At 68.1% G+C, this 18992-nt stretch carries 12 protein-coding genes and 1 pseudogene; 5 read left to right on the top strand and 8 right to left on the bottom strand.

All coding sequences use genetic code 11. The features are described from left to right. Positions 1-101 precede the first annotated feature (101 nt). From ACZ4E1_RS08185 to ngcE, 3 genes are read right to left on the bottom strand one after another with little or no spacing between them, the layout of a single operon-like run. On the bottom strand, positions 102-1010 hold the full coding sequence (locus ACZ4E1_RS08185) for a carbohydrate ABC transporter permease (protein WP_467536986.1): 909 nt from the start codon (positions 1008-1010) through the stop codon (positions 102-104). Then, a complete protein-coding gene (locus ACZ4E1_RS08180; protein ID WP_467536985.1) occupies positions 1007-2068 on the bottom strand; it encodes a carbohydrate ABC transporter permease in 1062 nt (353 codons plus the stop codon). The genes ACZ4E1_RS08185 and ACZ4E1_RS08180 overlap by 4 nt, the downstream gene beginning before the upstream one ends. Positions 2069-2075: 7 nt before the next feature. Next, positions 2076-3485 (bottom strand): N-acetylglucosamine/diacetylchitobiose ABC transporter substrate-binding protein, encoded by a 1410-nt coding sequence (ngcE, locus tag ACZ4E1_RS08175; RefSeq protein WP_467536984.1) that lies wholly within the window; start codon positions 3483-3485, stop codon positions 2076-2078. Positions 3486-4334: 849 nt separating this feature from the next. On the opposite strand from ngcE, the gene ACZ4E1_RS08170 reads away from it, so the two are divergent. The 3 genes from ACZ4E1_RS08170 (at position 4335) to infA (ending at position 9421) form a co-directional block, all read left to right on the top strand. Next, entirely contained in the window at positions 4335-8219 is a 3885-nt protein-coding gene (locus ACZ4E1_RS08170; RefSeq protein WP_467536983.1) for a GH92 family glycosyl hydrolase, read from the top strand. Between the two features lie 198 nt (positions 8220-8417). Beyond that, a complete protein-coding gene (locus ACZ4E1_RS08165) occupies positions 8418-9200 on the top strand; it encodes a GNAT family N-acetyltransferase (RefSeq protein ID WP_467536982.1) in 783 nt (260 codons plus the stop codon). Further along, on the top strand, positions 9200-9421 hold the full coding sequence (gene infA, locus ACZ4E1_RS08160; RefSeq protein WP_467536981.1) for a translation initiation factor IF-1: 222 nt from the start codon (positions 9200-9202) through the stop codon (positions 9419-9421). Before ACZ4E1_RS08165 ends, infA begins: the two co-directional genes overlap by 1 nt. A 67-nt stretch (positions 9422-9488) precedes the next feature. Here the strand turns inward: infA and acnA are convergent, their stop codons facing one another. From acnA to ACZ4E1_RS08135, 5 genes and pseudogenes are all read right to left on the bottom strand, one after another. After that, positions 9489-12218, bottom strand: coding sequence for an aconitate hydratase AcnA (gene acnA / locus ACZ4E1_RS08155; protein WP_467536980.1), 2730 nt, complete (start codon positions 12216-12218; stop codon positions 9489-9491). Between the two features lie 256 nt (positions 12219-12474). Further along, positions 12475-12987, bottom strand: coding sequence for a hypothetical protein (locus tag ACZ4E1_RS08150; RefSeq protein ID WP_467536979.1), 513 nt, complete (start codon positions 12985-12987; stop codon positions 12475-12477). A 163-nt stretch (positions 12988-13150) separates the two neighbouring features. After that, positions 13151-13828: a hypothetical protein gene (locus ACZ4E1_RS08145; RefSeq protein WP_467536978.1), complete on the bottom strand. Its 678-nt coding sequence runs from the start codon at positions 13826-13828 to the stop codon at positions 13151-13153. A gap of 16 nt (positions 13829-13844) precedes the next feature. Further along, on the bottom strand, positions 13845-16187 hold the full coding sequence (locus tag ACZ4E1_RS08140) for a hypothetical protein (protein ID WP_467536977.1): 2343 nt from the start codon (positions 16185-16187) through the stop codon (positions 13845-13847). Positions 16188-16209: 22 nt separating this feature from the next. Beyond that, a pseudogene (locus ACZ4E1_RS08135) lies at positions 16210-16635 on the bottom strand (hypothetical protein); the annotation flags it as partial. A 257-nt stretch (positions 16636-16892) separates the two neighbouring features. On the opposite strand from ACZ4E1_RS08135, the gene ACZ4E1_RS08130 reads away from it, so the two are divergent. Continuing rightward, on the top strand, positions 16893-17231 hold the full coding sequence (locus tag ACZ4E1_RS08130) for a hypothetical protein (protein ID WP_467536976.1): 339 nt from the start codon (positions 16893-16895) through the stop codon (positions 17229-17231). A 211-nt stretch (positions 17232-17442) separates the two neighbouring features. Further along, on the top strand, positions 17443-18972 hold the full coding sequence (locus ACZ4E1_RS08125; protein ID WP_399129799.1) for a helix-turn-helix domain-containing protein: 1530 nt from the start codon (positions 17443-17445) through the stop codon (positions 18970-18972). Positions 18973-18992 lie beyond the last annotated feature (20 nt).

Genomic DNA, 18992 nt, shown 5'->3' with positions numbered 1-18992 from the left:
GCCTCTCCCTATCCGCTTTAACCAGGGGGGGGGGCCCCGGGGGAGGGTCCTCCCGGGGCCCCGACCCCTGTCTTACTGCGGGTGCCGCGCGCCGGTGTGCGTCAGCGGAAGGTGCCCTGCGACACCGAACCGGCGATCCGCCGCTGGAAGATGATGTACACGATCAGTACGGGCACCACCGTGACCACGATCGCCGCGAACAGCCCGCCGTAGTCGATGTCGTAGACCTGTGAGGACGCGTAGGCGGCCATCCCCTGGGTCAGTACCCATTTGTCCTGGTCGGTGTTGAGTGCCACCGGCAGCAGGAACTGGTTCCACAGGCCCAGGAAGTTGAAGATCGCCACCGCGGCCATGCCCGGCTTGGCCATCGGCAGCATCACCTGGAAGAACGCCCGCCAGTCACCCGCGCCGTCGATCAGCGCGGCCTCGTAGACGTCGTGCGGCAGCGACCGGAAGAACGAGTAGAGGAAGAACATCGTGAACGGCAGCGCGAACGCGACGTACGTGAGGATCAGCCCCGGCCGCGTGTTCAGCAGCCCGAAGTTCTGGAGCTGGAAGAACAGCGGCACGATCGCCAGGAAGACCGGGAAGGTCAGCCCGGCGAGCATCACGTAGTAGATCAGCCGGCGCCCGGGGAACTCGAACCGGGCCAGGATGTAGGCGCACATCGCGCCCAGCAGCATGACCAGGACCAGCGCGCAGACGACGATGATCACCGAGTTGAGGAAGTACTTCCCGATGCTCGCGTCGGTCCACGCGTGCGCGTAGTTCTCGAACCGCCACTTCTTCGGCAGGGCGAACGGCGACGACAGGATCTCCTTGGTCGTCTTGAACGACGACACCAGCACCCACAGCATGGGCACGATCACGATCACGGACCACAGGATCAGCAGGGTGTGCGAGATCACCGCGAACCGGCGGTCGCTGTTCGCGGCGGCGCGCGTCAGCTTGCGGTCACGTGCCGGCTTGCGTTCCGCCGTCTGCTCCCGGTCGGCGACTACGGCGCTCACTGGGCACCTCCCTTGGCTGCGCTGCGCCGAGCCTTGGCCCCGGGCGCCTTCTTTCTGCCCTCGCCCTCGCCGCCGCCGGTCAGGCGGTTGACGAGGAACACCAGCGCCGCGAACACCAGGGTGACGACGGCGAGGACGACCCCCATCGCGGTGGCGAGCCCGAACTGCTGCTTCGCGAAGGCGACGTTGAACAGCCGCTGGCTGATCGTCAGGGTCGAGTTGTTCGGGCCGCCGCCCGGCAGCATCGCCTGGACGTAGACGAACGAGTCGAGCGCGGCGATGCCCAGGTAGATGTACCCCGTCTGCACCGTGTCCCGGATCGACGGCAGGGTGACCGAGAGCGTCATCCGCAACCGGCCGGCTCCGTCGATCCTGGCCGCCTCGTACAGCTCGGCGGGGACGCCCTTGATCGCGGCGATGAACAGCACCGCGTAGAACCCGACGAGCCCCCAGACGATGACGAACATCAGGGCCGGCATCGCGCTCGCCGTCTCGCCCAGCCAGGCGAACTTGTCGAACCCGTCGAGGCCGAGCCCGGTGAGGACGCCGTTGATCAGGCCGGCGTTCGGGTCGTACATCTGCGCCCAGACCAGGCCGACGATGATCGCGGGCACGACGTAGGGGAAGAACGAGACGATCCGGTAGAAGGACGCTCCCTTGATGCCCCGGACTGGGCCCTTGCTGGGACCGCCCAGGGTGACCGCCACCGCGACCCCCAGGGCGAGCGTCAACGTCACCAGCGGCACACAGACCGCGAGGAGCGCGATGTTGCGCAACGCCTTCACGAAGACGTCGTCCTGGAACATCTTGGTGAAGTTGTCCAGGCCGACGAACTCGTAGTCCGGGCTGAAGCCACGCCAGTCGGTCATCGCCCAGAAGATCGCCTGGACGAACGGGTACAGGACGAAGAGCACGAAGATGGCCAGCGGGACACCGAGGAACGCGAGGAAGAACGTCACCCGGTCGAAGGTGAGCTTGCGGCGCCGGGGCCGCCCACCGCGAGCGGCCGGCGCCGGCCGGCGGCTCGCGGTGTCGGAGATGGTGGTCGTTTCTTTCATCGCGGTGCTAGCTGACCTTGATCTTGTCGACGGAGTCGTCTTCCCGGATCTTGTCGGAGATCTTCTGCAGGGCCGAGGTCAGCCCCTTGCCGTCGATGTCGCCGGAGAGGAACGAGTTGAACGGCACCAGCTGGTCCGTGTTCATCCCGTACGCCTCGACGAAGTTGTACGTGAAGATGTTGGTGCCGGCGGCCTCGAGCATCTTCGTCTGCGCGACGAGGGCCGAGGACCCGTAACCGTCGGCGGGCACGGTGCCCTTGACGATCGTCGGGGCAAGCTTCGTCTTCGAGAAGTTGGCGGCCGCCTTCTCGGACAGCATCGCCCGCAGGACCTCCTTGCCGCCGGCCGGGTTCTTGCCCTTCTTGGGCACGATGAACGGCTCGCCCGCGGCGGCGCGGATCGCCTCGTAGGGAATCTTCGGCTTGTCGGTGAGCGTCATCGACGGGAAGCCGGTCATCTGGAAGTCGGCCTTGGTGGCCTTCTTCATCTCGTTCTCGATCCAGCCACCGGACGGGTAGAGCAGCGCCTTCTGGTCGTTGCTCCAGAGCGCCTGCGCCTTCTGGAACTGGGTGCCGGAGCCGCCGGGGACGAACATCTTCTGCTTGACCATGGTCTCCATGACCTTGATCACGCCCTGGACGGCCGGGTGCGACCAGCAGCCCTTCTCCAGGTTCTCCAGCGCGAGCCGGACCTCGTCGCCGCCCTCCTTGATCGCCGAGTCGATCAGGAGCGTGCGGTAGTAGGTCGCCGCCTCCTTGCCGTGGACGAAGAGGTACTTGCCCTTCTTCTTCGCCTTCTGGCCGAGGTCGAGCGCCTCGTCCCACGTCTTCGGCGGGGTCCAGCCGTTGGCCTCGAACAGCGTCTTCGAGTACCAGACGGCGTAGACCGTCATCACGTAGTTGAGCCCGACGAACTTGCCCTTGAACGTGCCGGGGCCCTTGACGCCGGGGTAGACGAGGTCGGCGATCTTCTTGCCCTCGTAGGTGTTGGCCTCGAAGACGTCGTCGAGCTCCTCGAGCTGGTCGAGGATGCCGAGGAAGCCGATCTGGTCCTCACCGGAGTTGTCGATGAGGTCCGGCGGGTTGCCGCCGACGAAGCGGGGCTGGAGCTCCGGCGCGATGTCCACGACGGGCTTGACCTTGACCTTGAGGCCCTTGACCTGGCTGCCGACGACCTGGTTGGTGTAGTCGACGTAGTCGGTGCCGTAGCCACCGTCGAAGATGGCCGCGTCGACCGTGGAGTTCTTGGCGACGCCGAACGGGTTCGTGGCGCTCTTCTCGCCCTTGGGGCCACCGCCGCCGCCATCGCCCTTGCCGGAGGGAGAGCCACACGCCACCGCGAACGAACCCATCGCCGCGGTTGCGATCGCTCCGCGCAGGAGCGTCCGCCTGTCAAGAGAGCCGGCACGAATGGTCATCTCTGCATCCTCACTGATCGGTTGGAGCTGTACGGGTGTGCTGCGTGTGCGGCCGGCGGGCCGGGTCGGCCCGGCCCTCGCCGCACGTCTCGTTGAGCGCGCCCCAGGTGCGGGTCTCCGCCGGAGGGGTCCGCGGAGCTGTGCGCCAGGGCGTTTCGCCGTCGTCCCGGTGCCGTTCGGCGGCACCGAGGGTGATCAGCTGAGCGATGCCGGAAGTGCGGTCGCGGGGGCCGCGGCCGGAGCGACGGTCGCGCCCCGCTCGGTCAGATCGCGATGGCGTACGCCGGGGGTGGAACCCATGCTCAAGTCCTCGCCTTCTCCAGGACTCAGGCGGTGAACCGGATCCTCCCCGGCACCGCGGTGCTGTGCTGTGTCGTGCCCCTCGCGGAGGGGAAACACGGTTGGAGCTGAGTGCTGCGATGACAACCGGTGGCAAGGGGGGAACCCGACGGACCGCGCGCTCGCGCCCCCGCCGCTCTCCCCCCGTTCCCCGGGTCCGTCCGCGGCCGGTTCGCACCGGCCGGGCCAGACGCCGACAGGTATAGTCCACTTCCCGCGGGGTGGGCAAGATCGAATGCAGGTTTGGACGTCGGTCTTTTCCGAGTTGAGACCTCACAGAAACAAGCCACGGCACCTCCCGTGCCGGTGATCCGCCGCGCGACCGGCCGCCCCGCGTTCGAAGGTCGAACGCAGGGCGCGTTTCCGTGCCCCGTACACCCGAGCGAGTCCTCACCGGACGTGGCGGCCCGTACGGCTCAACACCCTTGACACCCTTGACCACTTGCCGCACTACTGGACCCTGCGCACCAAGCTGACAACGTTGTCCGAGCGCGCCGGGAGGGTGCAGGGATGCAGGGCGGAAGCAGGGGAAGCACGGGGCACAGAACGGGCCGGTACAGAACCGGCCGGAGCCGGCAGCGGCTCGGCGTCACGGCGGTACTGGGGGCGGCGGCCCTGGTCCTGACCACCGCGGGGCAGGGCGCGGCGGCCCCGCGGCCCGACCGGGAAGGGGACGCGGCGCAGGGGTTCAGCTCCTCCTTCGAGGCGGGCCAGCCCGCGCCGGACTGGCTGAACACGGTCGACACGGACGCCGACGGGAAGAAGCGCGCGAGCGGCGTCGACGGCGGCTACGTCGCCGGGATCCCCGGCAATGTGAACGGGCACGTCACCGAGGTCCGGGCCAGCGCGGAGAACGCGGGCGGCGGGGAGACCAAGGAGAACCTGGTCGACGGGGAGTCCAGTACGAAGTGGCTGGCCTTCGCGCCGACGGCCTGGGTCGAGTACGACCTCGACTCCCCCGTGGAGGTCCGCAAGTACGCGCTGACCTCGGCGAACGACCACGACGAGCGTGACCCGAAGGACTGGGTCCTCAAGGGCTCGGCGGACGGCACGACGTGGACCACGCTCGACAGCCGTACCGGGGAGAGCTTCGGGGCGCGCTTCGAGACGAAGACGTACGCGATCGAGAAGCCGGCCGCGTACGCGCACTTCCGGATCGAGTTCACGAAGAACAACGGCGCGCCGGACATCACGCAGCTCGCCGACCTCCAGCTGTCCACGGGCGACGAACAGGCCCCGGCCCCCGAGGACATGCTCTCGCTCGTCGACAAGGGTCCGGGCGGCTCGCCGACGGCGAAGGTGGGCGCGGGCTTCACCGGCGTGCGCGCGCTGCGGTACGCGGGCACGCACAAGACGGACGGGCGCGCGTACTCGTACAACAAGGTGTTCGACGTCGACGTGGCGGTGGAGAAGGACACCGAGCTGTCGTACAAGATCTTTCCGCAGATGGCCGACAAGGACCTCGACTACGACGCCACGAACGTCTCGGTCGACCTGGCCTTCACCGACGGCACGTACCTGAGCGACCTGAAGGCCGTCGACTCCCACGGCGGTCTCCTGACGCCGCAGGGGCAGGGCGCGGCGAAGCGGCTGTACGTGAACCAGTGGAACGCGGTGCGCTCCGGGATCGGCTCGGTCGCCGCGGGGAAGACGGTCGACCGGATCCTCGTCGCGTACGACTCCCCCAAGGGCCCGGCGAAGTTCCGCGGCTGGCTCGACGACCTCGCCATCGAGCGGGCGAAGCCCGCCGAACCCAAGGCGCACCTGAGCGACTACGCGTCGACGACCCGCGGCACGAACTCCAGCGGCGGCTTCTCGCGCGGCAACACCTTCCCGGCGACGGCCGTCCCGCACGGCTTCAACTTCTGGACGCCGGTGACCAACGCGGGCTCGCTGAGCTGGCTCTACGACTACGCGCGGGACAACAACAAGGACAACCTGCCCACGATGGAGGCGCTGGCGGCGAGCCACGAGCCGAGTCCGTGGATGGGTGACCGCCAGACGTTCCAGATGATGCCGTCGGCGGCGAAGACGGTCGACACGTCCCGGGCGGGCCGCGCGCTGCCCTTCCGGCACGAGAACGAGACGGCCCGCCCCTACTACTACGGGGTGACGTTCGAGAACGGTGTGAAGGCCGAGATGGCCCCCACCGATCATGCGGCGGCGCTGCGCTTCACCTATCCGGGCGACGACGCGAGCGTGGTCTTCGACAACGTCTCCGAGCAGGGCGGCCTCACGCTCGACCGGGACAAGGGGGTCGTCACCGGCTACTCGGACGTGAAGTCGGGGCTGTCGACGGGCGCGACGCGGCTGTTCGTGTACGGCGTCTTCGACAAGCCGGTGAAGGAGGCCGCGTCGCAGGGCGTGAAGGGGCACTTCACCTTCGACGCCGGCAAGGACCGCACGGTGACGCTGCGCCTGGCGACCTCGCTCATCAGCATCGACCAGGCGGCCGACAACCTGGCGCAGGAGGTGCCGGAGCAGCGGTCGTTCGCGCAGGTGCGGGACGCGGCGCGGGCCCAGTGGGACACGCTGATGCGGAAGGTGGAGGTCGAGGGCGCGACGGACGACCAGCTCACCTCGCTCTACTCCTCGCTGTACCGCCTGTACCTGTACCCCAACTCGGGCTTCGAGAAGGTCCGTTCGGCGGGCGACAAGGGCGGCACGTACAAGTACGCCTCGCCGTTCTCCCCGATGCCGGGTCCGGACACCCCGACGCACACGGGCGCGAAGATCGTGGAGGGGAAGCCGTACGTCAACAACGGCTTCTGGGACACGTACCGGACGACCTGGCCCGCGTACTCGCTGCTCACTCCGAAGAAGGCGGGTGAGCTGGTCGACGGGTTCGTGCAGCAGTACCGGGACGGCGGCTGGATCTCGCGCTGGTCCTCGCCCGGGTACGCGGACCTGATGACGGGCACGTCGTCGGACGTCGCGTTCGCCGACGCGTACGTGAAGGGCGTCAGGGGCTTCGACGCCGAGGCGGCGTACAAGGCGGCCGTCAAGAACGCGACCGTGGTGCCGCCGTCCTCGGGCGTGGGCCGCAAGGGCATGGAGACCTCTCCGTTCCTCGGCTACACGTCGACGGACACGCACGAGGGCCTGTCGTGGGCGCTGGAGGGCTACCTCAACGACTACGGCATCGCGCGGATGGGCCAGGCGCTCTACAAGAAGACGGGCGACAAGAAGTACCGGGAGGAGTCGGAGTACTTCCTGAACCGGGCCCGCGACTACGTGAACATGTTCGACGGCAAGGCGGCCGGCACCGGCTTCTTCCAGGGCAAGGACGCCCAGGGCGACTGGCGTGTGAAGTCGGCGGACTTCGACCCGCGGATCTGGGGTCACGACTACACGGAGACGAACGCCTGGGGCTACGCGTTCACGGCGGTCCAGGACAGCCGGGGCCTGGCCAATCTGTACGGCGGCCGGGACGGGCTCGCGAAGAAGCTGGACACGTACTTCGCGACGCCGGAGACCGGTTCGGCGGAGGTCGCCGGCTCGTACGGCGGGGTCATCCACGAGATGACGGAGGCCCGGGACGTGCGGATGGGCATGTACGGGCACTCCAACCAGGTCGCGCACCACGTCACGTACATGTACGACGCGGCCGGGCAGCCCTGGAAGACGCAGGAGAAGGTCCGCGAGGTGCTCTCGCGTCTCTACACGGGCAGCGAGATCGGCCAGGGCTACCACGGTGACGAGGACAACGGCGAGCAGTCCGCCTGGTACCTCTTCTCCTCGATGGGCTTCTATCCGCTCGTCATGGGAAGCGGCGAGTACGCCATCGGTTCCCCGCAGTTCACGAAGATGACGCTGCACCTGGAGAACGGCGAGGACCTCGTCGTGAAGGCGCCGCGGAACAGCGCGAAGAACGTGTACGTGCAGGGTGTGAAGGTCAACGGCCGGACCTGGTCGAAGACTTCGCTGCCCCACTCGGTCGTGTCGAAGGGTGGCGTCATCGAGTTCGCGATGGGCGACGAGCCGTCGGCGTGGGGCTCGGGCAAGGACGCGGCGCCGACCTCGATCACGCAGGACGACAAGGTGCCGGCCCCGCGGGCGGACGTCACGAAGGGCTCGGGTCCGCTGTTCGACAACTCCTCGGCCACCTCGGCGAGTTCGGAGTCGGTGGAGCTGCCGGTCGGCGCGGACGGGGCTCGGGCGGTGCAGTACACGCTGACGTCCGAGGACCGGGCGAAGGCCCCGGCGGGCTGGAAGCTGGAGGGGTCGGACGACGGGACGTCCTGGAAGACGCTCGACGCGCGCTCGGACGAGTCGTTCGCCTGGGACCGGCAGACGCGCGTGTTCGGCGTGAGCGACCCGGGCGCATACCGCCACTACCGGCTGGTGTTCGCGGGTGGCGCGGCGACGGTGGCGGAGGTGGAACTGCTCGGCTGATTCATTGCCCGGTTAATTGGTTGGACAGGGTCGCGTCACGGCGCTTAGTGTCTCGCACGAACCGTGACGCGGCCCTTGGAGGTGAGACCCATGTACAGAGAAGGCAAGTGGGTGCTCCTCCTTTCCCCACGGTCAGGCGATTGACATAGGTCGCCCGGGAGCGCTTTCGACATGGCGATCCCGAAAAGGTGAAGACCTATGGAATCAACAGAACTGACCGGCTCCGCGGTGATCACGCGCGTCGCCGATCTTCAGTGGCACGCGCTGGTGGACGACCTGGTGGTCGGCCGCGGTGAGGCCTGGCGGCGGCACGACGGACGGCTTTTCCTCGGCGTCGACGTCTGGCAGGACGCGCTCTTCGGCCCGCTGGTCGAGGCCATGCCGGCGGCACTCCCCCGCCCCCTGTACACGGTGGTCGACGAGGCCGATACGGACCTCATGTCCCGCTGGGAGCACGCCGGTTTCACCGTCGCGCGCCGCGAGGGCGTGTACATCGTTCCCACCGACCCGCAGGTCACCGGCCTCGGCGCGGTCCGTCCGCCGTCGGGCGTGACGCTCCTGCCCTTCGGCGCTCCGGAGCGGGACCCGCTGCGTGAACTGGACCGCGCGGTCCGGGAGGAGGTCGGGGCCTCGGTCGGCTGGCAGGAGATGCCGGCCGAGGTGCTGCCCCGCCTCGACGACGCCGTCGTGACGGACCCGACGAAGTACACGGTGGCCGAGGAGTCCGGGCGTTACGTCGGACTGCTGCGGCTCGCACCGGTGCCGCGGCAGCCGCGGATCGGTCTCCTCGCGGTCCGCGCCGACCGGAAGCGCCGGGGTGTCGCGCGGGCGCTGCTCGCCGAGGTGCTCGGCTCCCTGCACGCGTCCGGGACGGAGGCGGTGTCCGCCGAGGTCGGCGACCGCAACGAGGCGGCCCTGGCCCTGTTCGAGAGCGTCGGCGCCGAGCGCGCCGGCGGCAACGTGGAAATGGTGCTCCGCTGATGTCGAAGACGAACCGCGGTATCGAGATCGAGGGCACCGTCATGGAGTGCCTGCGCGACGCCAAGTTCCAGGTGGAGCTGAAGAGCGGGCACACGGTGCTGGCGCACATCAGCGGCAAGATCCGGAAGAACTACATCAAGATCCTGCCGTTCGACCGGGTGCTCGTGGAGGTCAGCCCCTACGACCTGACGCGCGGCCGGATCATCTTCCGGTACCGCTGAGCACGGCGGAGGGCCGCACCCCCGTCCCCGGGGATGCGGCCCTCGACTGCCCTGCCGAGCCTGATGCCTACTTGCGGATCAGGTTGCGCAGCACGTACTGCATGATGCCGCCGTTGCGGTAGTAGTCGGCCTCACCGGGGGTGTCGATGCGGACGACCGCGTCGAACTCGACGCCCGTGTCGGTGGTGACCTTGACCGTGCTCGGCGTGGTGCCGTTGTTGAGCTCGGTGACGCCGGTGATGGAGAAGGTCTCCTCGCCGGTCAGGCCGAGGGAGTCGGCGTTCTGGCCGGCCGGGAACTGGAGCGGCAGGACGCCCATGCCGATGAGGTTCGAGCGGTGGATGCGCTCGTACGACTCGGTGATGACGGCCTTGACGCCGAGGAGCGCGGTGCCCTTGGCGGCCCAGTCGCGGGAGGAGCCGGAGCCGTACTCCTTGCCGCCCAGGATGACCAGCGGGGTGCCCTGGGCCTGGTAGTTCTGCGAGGCGTCGTAGATGAACGACACCGGCGCGTCGGCCTGGGTGAAGTCGCGGGTGTAGCCGCCCTCGGTGCCCGGCGCGATCTGGTTGCGCAGGCGGATGTTGGCGAACGTGCCGCGGATCATGACCTCGTGGTTGCCTCGGCGCGAGCCGTAGGAGTTGAAGTCACGACGCTCCACACCGTGCTCGGTGAGGTACTGGCCGGCCGGGGTGTCGGCCTTGATGGCGCCGGCGGGCGAGATGTGGTCGGTGGTGACCGAGTCGCCCAGCTTGGCCAGGACGCGGGCACCGGTGATGTCGGCGACCGGGGCCGGCTCCATGCCCATGCCCTCGAAGTACGGGGGCTTGCGGACGTAGGTCGACTCGGCGTCCCACTCGAAGGTGTTGCCGGTCGGGATCGACAGGGCCTGCCACTGGGCGTCGCCCGCGAAGACGTCCTCGTAGGACTTGTCGAACATGTCCTCGCCGATGGCGTTGGCCACGACGTCGTTGACCTCGGCCTCGGAGGGCCACAGGTCGGCCAGGTAGACCGGCTTGCCGTCCTGGTCCGTGCCGAGGGCGTCCTTGGTGATGTCGACCTTCATCGAGCCCGCGATGGCGTACGCGACGACCAGCGGCGGGGACGCCAGGTAGTTCATCTTGACGTCGGGGTTGATGCGGCCCTCGAAGTTCCGGTTGCCGGAGAGGACCGAGGTGACGGCGAGGTCGTGGTCGTTGACGGCCTTCGAGACCTCCTCGGGCAGCGGGCCCGAGTTGCCGATGCAGGTGGTGCAGCCGTAGCCGACCAGGTTGAAGCCGACCTTGTCGAGGTACGGCGTCAGACCGGCCTTGTCGAAGTAGTCGGTGACGACCTTCGAGCCCGGGGCGAGGGTGGTCTTGACCCACGGCTTGCGGGTCAGGCCCTTCTCGACGGCCTTCTTCGCGACGAGCGCGGCGGCGACCATCACGTACGGGTTCGACGTGTTGGTGCAGGAGGTGATCGCGGCGACGGTGACGGCGCCGTGGTCGATCGTGTACGTCGAGCCGTCGGGGGCGGTCACGGTGACCGGGTTCGACGGGGTGCCGTTGGTGGCGGCCGGGGCGTCGGAGGCCGGGAAGGACTCCTCGCCCGCCTCGTCGGCGGTGGAGACGTAGTTCAGCACGTCGTGCTTGAACTGCTCGGCGGCGTTCGCGAGGACGATGCGGTCCTGCGGGCGCTTCGGGCCGGCGATCGACGGGACGACCGTGGAGAGGTCCAGCTCGAGCTTCTCGGAGAAGTCCGGCTCGGCGGCCGGGTCCAGCCAGAGGCCCTGCTCCTTGGCGTACGCCTCGACGAGCGCGACCTGCTGGGCGTCACGGCCGGTCAGACGCAGGTAGTTCAGGGTCTCGTCGTCGATCGGGAAGATCGCGGCGGTGGAGCCGAACTCCGGCGACATGTTGCCGATGGTGGCGCGGTTGGCCAGGGAGGTGGCGGCGACGCCCTCGCCGTAGAACTCGACGAACTTGCCGACGACACCGTGCTTGCGCAGCATCTCGGTGATCGTGAGCACGAGGTCGGTGGCGGTGGTGCCGGCCGGGAGCTCGCCGGTCAGCTTGAAGCCGACGACGCGCGGGATCAGCATGGAGACCGGCTGGCCGAGCATGGCGGCCTCGGCCTCGATGCCGCCGACGCCCCAGCCCAGGACGCCCAGGCCGTTGACCATCGTGGTGTGCGAGTCGGTGCCGACCAGGGTGTCGGGGTAGGCCTGGCCGTTACGGACCATGACCGTGCGGGCCAGCTTCTCGATGTTGACCTGGTGCACGATGCCGGTGCCCGGCGGGACGACCTTGAAGTCGTCGAAGGCCGTCTGGCCCCAGCGCAGGAACTGGTACCGCTCGCGGTTGCGGCCGTACTCCAGGTCCACGTTCTGCTTGAAGGCGTCGCTCGTGCCGAACTTGTCGGCGATGACGGAGTGGTCGATGACCATCTCGGCCGGGGAGAGCGGGTTGATCTTCGCCGGGTCGCCGCCGAGGGCCGCGACGGCCTCACGCATGGTCGCGAGGTCCACGACACACGGGACACCGGTGAAGTCCTGCATGATCACGCGGGCCGGCGTGAACTGGATCTCCTGGGCGGGCTGGGCCTGCGAGTCCCAGTTGCCGAGGGCACGGATGTGGTCGGCGGTGATGTTCGCGCCGTCCTCGGTGCGGAGCAGGTTCTCCAGGAGGACCTTCAGGCTGTAAGGGAGGCGCGCGGAGCCCTCGACCTTGTCCAGCTTGAAGATCTCGTACGACTCGTCGCCCACGCGCAGCGTGCTGCGGGCGTCGAAGCTGTTCGCCGACACGACAGTCTCCTTCATATATGTGCGCGTTCCACCACATCCTGCCGACACGACGTGCTCGCCGATCCGCTAAGGTAAGGCTTAGTTAGGTAACCCTTACCCCTCGGGGCGGCGAGGTCGTGCGAATGCGGCACGCCTCGGCAGATATCTCGATGTCGAGATAACTCTAGTACATCACCGAACGGCGCCATCAAGCGGCGCCACCCGTCCCTTCGCCGCGCGCCTACCCGCCCAGCCTTCCCATCGTCGTACGGCACCGGGCGGTCCACCAGTGCTACAGGGAGGGACGGGGCTTCAGGCCGCCCGTGTCGACGCAGTCGAGCGCCTTGGCCAGGGCCGTCGCAAAGGAGTGGGCGAGGGTCACATAGGCACGCTTCAGCCGCCCAGGATCACCCTCGGGCTCATGGATCACGTCCGAGTTCTCGACGTCGACGGTGATGTGGACAGCCTCGGAGGCGGGCTTGCCCTCGGCGCGGCAGGCGAAGGAGACGAAGGCGGCGTTGATCGCGCCGCCGGCCTGCTCGCCCATCGGGAACAAGGTGAACTTCGAAGCGGGCGGACCCTCCGGGGCGGTGTCCCACGTGGCCCAGGTGAGGCGCAGCTCATCGACGGGCGAATCGTACGGCGGGTAGATCCCGCAGATGTCCCCGTTCGCTCTGGTCGTGGTGTCGGTCGTGCCGGACAGCTCCGCTGCGGCGGCCGCGACAGTGGTCTTCTCGTTCGTGGGTTCGAACCAGTCGGAGCCGGTGATCACTTCGAGGGCCTGATCGGCGTCCTTCGACAGCACAGAACCTCCGCAGAGCTACACCGCGCGCGCGGTGTAGCCGGGCGTCGGGGCCGCAGTCCCTCCGCCGCCCGAGCCGCAGCCGGCGAGGGCCGGCGCGAACAGCCCGGCGACAGAGAAACAAAGGACCTTGCGCATCCTGGTGGGCGTGGTCATGGTCAGAGCCCTACGCGGGGTTGAGCGCCGGGCGGGTCTTCAAGCCGCCGTCGTCGACGCAGGCCAGTTCCTTGGCCAGGGCCAGAGAGAAGGAGTGGGCGACAGTCACGTAGGCACGCTTCAGCTCCCGGGGATCGCCGTCGGTCTTCTTGGGCAGGCTCGCGCTGTCGACAGAGACAGTGATGTGCTCAACAGAGGATTCGGGTTCACCCTTGCCGCGGCAGGCAAAGGAGACGAAGGCCCCATCGGTCGCGCCGCCGGCCCGCTCACCCATCGGGAAGAGGGTGAACTTCGGGGCGGAAGGCTCGTCCGGACCACTGCCGTACAGGTGCCAGGTGACGCGCAGCTCATCGACCGGCGAGTCCATGGATGCGTAGATACGGCAGATTTCGCCCACCCCGCTGGTTGTGGAGAGAGCCGTTCCCGACAGCTCCGAGGCGGCGGTCGCCATGGTGGACCCCTTACCGGAATCCGCGAACCGGTCAGCGCCGGTGATCGCCTCGAGAGCCGCCCCCGCCTCCTTCGACAGCACCGAGCCGCCACAGACCCGTTCCGCGCCCGCGGCGTCGCCGGAAGCCTCCCCCTTGACCTCACCGTCGCCCGAGGAGCAGCCCGCGACAGCGAACGCCAGTAGGCCGGCCACGCACACATGGCGGACCCGGCGCATCCTGGTGGGGGTGGTCATCATCTGAGCCCTTCTGCGTTCAGCCCGTCTCCGGGGCGTTGCCCTGCTGGTTCTCACGGTCGTTTCCGACTCCGTAACCGCCGGTCATGGAGAGCTTGAGGTCTTGGGCGAACGTACTGTCGGTTTTCACACCGTGGCGCGACAGAAACTGCTCCATCGGGGCTTCGGCCAAGCTCTCACCCGAGGAGTAGATCTTGGATGTCTCCTCGTCGGCGAGATCCTCGACCTTCTCTTCGTGCTCGTCGACCGAGTTGTCGGACATGCCGCCGACGAATTGGCTGATTCCCTGTTCCGCTCCGCCGGTGAAGGTATCCGTCACAAGTGGCACGAGAATCGCGCCCGCGCCCACTACCGGTGCGGCCGGCAGGAAGGCCATGCCCGCCGCGAGGCCGGTAGTCGCACCGAACTCCACCCAGCCCGCCCGCTGGGCGACCGCCTTCTCGTAGTCCTCGTGGAGCTTGAGGTTCTCGGCCACGACCTGGTCCGCGCGGGACTGGTCGAGCATGCCCTGCACCTCTGCGCCGACGAACACCGCCGATCTGGCCCTGCCCTCGTCGATCTTGCCGTCGGCGTCGACCGTGCTCTCCAGAACACTTCGGGTGTAGACTTGCTCGGCGGTCGACACCGTGGCGTAGGCGTCGGGGTGCTGTCCGAGCGAGCTGAGGAAGCCGCGGGCGATGCTGCGGCCGTTGCCGTCGGGGGTGTCCGCGAAGGTCAGGTGCCCCTCCCGCTGGCCGCCCGGTGCGAAGGGGCTGTCCGTGTTGTTCTTGTCGAGGGCCCAGTTGATGTCGTCGATGTAGCCGGCGCCCATCGTCCCGAGGCTGTCGGAGAGGGCTTCCTGCGTCTTGAGCAGACCCGCGTCCGAACCGTACTTCTCCATGACCTTCTGCATGACCGCGGCGTTGGCCTCGTCCTTGACCACATGGGCGTCCGGATGCCCGGCGGGATAGCCGAGGGTCGCGGCCTCCAGCGCGTGCCCCAGCGCGTCGGGCATGTGGTTGAGGGAGCCCTTCATCTCGTCCTCGTCGAGCGAGTTGACGTCGGGGAAGCTCTCCCACTTGTCCGAGCCGAAGAAGTCCAGGTAATTGTCGATCGCCTGGCCGTCGGCCTTCCCGAGATCGGCCGTCGCACCCTTGTTGACCGTGCCGTCCTCGTTGTACGCGGTCGGCAGATCGTTGAAGAAGTGCTTGGCCGCGTCCGGGCTGTTTCCGAGTGCTTCCAGCATGGCGGTCGTCGGGTCGTAGCCCGCCCCGTTCACCCCTGAGGGATTGAACGGGTTCTTGAACGGGCTGTTCACCACCTTTTTCTCGGCGAACAGGTACGGATCCTTCTGATGCAGCTGCGCCACATGCTCCGCGATCGGATTGAGGAACTCCTTGTCGTAGTTCCCGTACCGCATGATGCCGCCGAGCAGCTGATACCCGAAGGGCCCGTTGGAGTCGTACTTGGCCAGTGGAATGCGCTCGGTGCCGAGTTTGCGCAGCTCCGGGCCCCACTTGTCGCTGAATTCCTTGTCGTGGGAGGCGGTCGCGAGGTTCAGGCCCAGATTGCGCTGGAGTTCCTGGACGTCCTTGAGCCGCTCCTTGTCGACCTTTCCGTACTCGTACGTGTCCGTGGAGAGCTGACCGAAGAAGGCGAGGGACTTCTCAGGGCCGAGCTTGTTGTAGAAGTCCTTCGCGAACTCCGGCGACTTCGCGTTGTCCGCGAGCAGTTCGTTGAGGGCCTGGAGTTCGGTGTGGGAGATGTCGCGGCCCTTGGCGGCCAGAGCGGCGGCCCGGTCGGCCTCCTCCTGGTCCAGCTTCGTGTACTTGGGGGCGCTGAAGCCCTTGCGGTCGCTGACGTTGGCCTCCAGCGAGTTCTTGAAGGACACGTCGGTGTCGTTGCAGTTGTCGACGATGAGGTCGATCTTCTTCTGCCAGGCCTCGATGTTCTCCCGCTCCTGCCGCAACAGGTCCGGGTAGTCCGGATCGTGCCGGGCCGCGTTGCTCTCCGAGAGCGGGTCGCGTGCGGTGACCTTGCCCCGGCCGTCCACGTGGATTCCGACGGCCGGGCCCTCGTGGTCGCGGATCTCGATCAGCTGGTCCTTGGCCGTCTTGAAGGCCGAGTGGCCCTCGTCGAGGATCTGCTGCACGCCCTTCGCCTCGGCGGCGGCGTCCGCGAACTCCTTGGCTGTCTTGCCGATGAAGGCCTTGGTGACGCCCGCGTTGACGCCGGCCCAGTCGGCTCCGTCGGCCCGGGCCAGCATTCCCTTGTTGGCGTCGTCCGCCAGCCGGCCCAGGTCTCTCGCCATGTCGGTCCAGCCGTCGACGGCGGCCTTCAGTTTCCCCAAGGGGGCCTCGACGATGTCTTCGTACTTGAGCATGTCGGAATTCCCCAGACCCATACTTCAGACACTCGGAAAGCTTGGAGATCGATGCCAGGTCACCCTGGACCTTCACCTCGTCCTTGGCGTGCTGAGCCTTGGAGTAGTCCAGGTGGTTCGAGATCTGACCGCAGGAATCGAGCAGCGTCTTCAAGTGCGTGTTCCACCGGTCGTGCACCTTCAGCAGAGCCGAACCACTCGTGAAATCTCCGTTGATCAGCGCGATCGCAGCATCGAAGGTCGCGGGTCGCGCTTGATCGCCCTCCTTGGAAAGCCGGGTACGCAACTCGTAGGCGTCGTTCCCGATACGCCCGAGGGCATCCCGGTGAACGACCAGATCGCCCGCCCCACCGCCATCGCCCGCGGCCGGAAGGCTGTTGAGCTGCATGGCGCCGCCCCGTTCCGACGCCGCGTTTTTGAGTTCCGCCCATTCTTCGTCGAACGACATGAATCCCCGCCGGTTAAGCAGCCGCCCCCGTCCAGTCCTCGCGGCCACGCGTCTGCGCACCGTAACGGCTTGGTCATAGCAATCGTCAAGAGTTCGAAAAGTTCAGGCCAAGGACATTTCGCGCACACAGGTTGAAAAACGGTCTCAACACCCGCCATCCCGCCACACGCGAATCCGCCTGTGGCACTCGCCTCGCCGCACGAGGCCTGGAATGGCGTCAGGACTACCCTCCCTCCAGGGGGTGGACCGTGAATGTGATGCTCGGCGCACTCGTGGCCGCCGCAGGGATCACGCTCGTCGCGCTCGGGCTGCTGACCGGCGGGCGGGTGAGGCGGCCCTTCCACGCGCGGCGCGCGCACGCGGCCGAACAGCGGCGGTACCCGGTGGCGCTGAGGCGGGCCTGCGACATGGCGATCGCCGAGGCGCGGCGACGGGCGGGGGCCGGGGAGCCGGCGATGGTGCGGACGGATGCGGTGCTGGAGCTGATGCGGGGGCACTTCGGGTTTCCGTACGCGCGACGGGAGGATGTGGCGGCGGCGCTGCGCGGGCGGTTCCGGGAGCGAGGGTGCGCGGTGGACTGCGTGACGGACGCCTGAGGCCTTGGAGGTCGGCCGTCAGCGCCCGCGTCCCCATGACCACCCCCACCCCCGCGCGACACTCCGTCAAATCCACATATGACTGAAATTGACCACTTCCGCCACTAAGGTCACATCGGTCACGAGAGCGGTCGCTGAGCCTCCGTCAAGCCCCTTCACCCGAACGGGCCCCACGGAATGCGTCATCTCATATCTGAGATAGCCTGCCGCTATGGCAGACGACTACCTCGTACGCATCGGCAAGCTCATCCGTGACGCCCGGCAGCACCGGGGCTGGACGCAGGCACAGTTGGCCGAGGCACTCGGAACCAGCCAGAGCGCCGTCAACCGCATCGAGCGCGGCAACCAGAACATCAGCCTTGAGATGATCGCCCGGATCGGCGAGGCCGTCGACAGCGAGATCGTGTCGCTCGGCTACTCGGGCCCGATGCACCTGCGGGTCGTCGGCGGACGCCGCCTGTCCGGCGCCATCGACGTCAAGACGAGCAAGAACGCGTGCGTGGCGCTGCTCTGCGCCTCCCTCCTCAACAAGGGCCGCACGGTGCTGCGCCGCGTCGCCCGCATCGAAGAGGTCTACCGGCTCCTCGAGGTCCTCAACTCCATCGGCGTCCGCACCCGCTGGATCAACGACGGCGTCGACCTGGAGATCGTGCCGCCCGCCACGATCGACATGGGGTCGATCGACGCGGAGGCGGCCCGCCGCACCCGCTCGATCATCATGTTCCTCGGCCCGCTGCTGCACCGCCTGGACCACTTCAAGCTGCCCTACGCGGGCGGCTGCGACCTCGGCACCCGCACGATCGAGCCGCACATGATCGCGCTGCGCCGCTTCGGCCTCGACATCACGGCGACCGAGGGGCTCTACCACGCCGAGGTCCAGCCGGACGTGGCCCCGGACCGCCCGATCGTGCTGACCGAGCGCGGCGACACCGTGACGGAGAACGCGCTGCTCGCCGCGGCCCGCCACGACGGCACGACCGTCATCCGCAACGCCTCGTCCAACTATATGGTCCAGGACCTCTGCTTCTTCCTGGAGGCGCTCGGCGTCCGCGTCGACGGCATCGGCACGACCACGCTGACCGTGCACGGCGTCCCGCACATCGACGTCGACGTCGACTACTCCCCCTCCGAGGACCCGGTCGAGGCGATGAGCCTGCTGGCCGCGGCCGTCGTCACCGAGTCCGAACTCACCGTGCGCCGCGTGCCGATCGAGTTCCTGGAGATCGAGCTGGCCGTGCTGGAGGAGATGGGCCTCGACCACGACCGTTCCACGGAGTACGTCGCCGACAACGGCCGCACGCGCCTGGTCGACCTGACGGTGCGCCCCTCCAAGCTGGAGGCGCCGATCGACAAGATCCACCCGATGCCGTTCCCGGGCCTGAACATCGACAACGTCCCGTTCTTCGCGGCGATCGCGGCCGCCGCCCAGGGCAAGACCCTCATCCACGACTGGGTCTACGACAACCGCGCGATCTACCTCACGGACCTCAACCGCCTCGGCGGTCGCCTCCAGCTCCTCGACCCCCACCGCGTCCTGGTCGAGGGCCCGACCCGCTGGCGCGCCGCCGAGATGATGTGCCCGCCGGCGCTGCGCCCCGCGGTGGTCGTCCTCCTCGCCATGATGGCGGCGGACGGCACGTCGGTGCTGCGCAACGTGTATGTCATCAACCGGGGTTACGAGGATCTGGCGGAGCGGCTCAACTCGGTGGGCGCGCAGATCGAGATCTTCCGCGACATCTGAGCCGCCCCCGCGCCGGCCAC

Source organism: Streptomyces sp. NPDC025806 (genome assembly GCF_055558275.1).
Note: the sequence above shows the minus strand (reverse complement) of the source record. Positions and strands in the feature narration are given on the sequence as shown.

Bases quoted from the DNA above. Each gene is read 5' to 3' on its own strand.
- ACZ4E1_RS08180 (WP_467536985.1), bottom strand. From the start codon at position 2,068: ATGAAAGAAACGACCACCATCTCCGACACCGCGAGCCGCCGGCCGGCG.
- ngcE (WP_467536984.1), bottom strand. From the start codon at position 3,485: ATGACCATTCGTGCCGGCTCTCTTGACAGGCGGACGCTCCTGCGCGGA.
- ACZ4E1_RS08170 (WP_467536983.1), top strand. From the start codon at position 4,335: ATGCAGGGCGGAAGCAGGGGAAGCACGGGGCACAGAACGGGCCGGTAC.
- ACZ4E1_RS08165 (WP_467536982.1), top strand. From the start codon at position 8,418: ATGGAATCAACAGAACTGACCGGCTCCGCGGTGATCACGCGCGTCGCC.
- infA (WP_467536981.1), top strand. From the start codon at position 9,200: ATGTCGAAGACGAACCGCGGTATCGAGATCGAGGGCACCGTCATGGAG.
- acnA (WP_467536980.1), bottom strand. From the start codon at position 12,218: ATGAAGGAGACTGTCGTGTCGGCGAACAGCTTCGACGCCCGCAGCACG.
- ACZ4E1_RS08145 (WP_467536978.1), bottom strand. From the start codon at position 13,828: ATGATGACCACCCCCACCAGGATGCGCCGGGTCCGCCATGTGTGCGTG.
- ACZ4E1_RS08140 (WP_467536977.1), bottom strand. From the start codon at position 16,187: ATGCTCAAGTACGAAGACATCGTCGAGGCCCCCTTGGGGAAACTGAAG.
- ACZ4E1_RS08130 (WP_467536976.1), top strand. From the start codon at position 16,893: ATGCTCGGCGCACTCGTGGCCGCCGCAGGGATCACGCTCGTCGCGCTC.
- ACZ4E1_RS08125 (WP_399129799.1), top strand. From the start codon at position 17,443: ATGGCAGACGACTACCTCGTACGCATCGGCAAGCTCATCCGTGACGCC.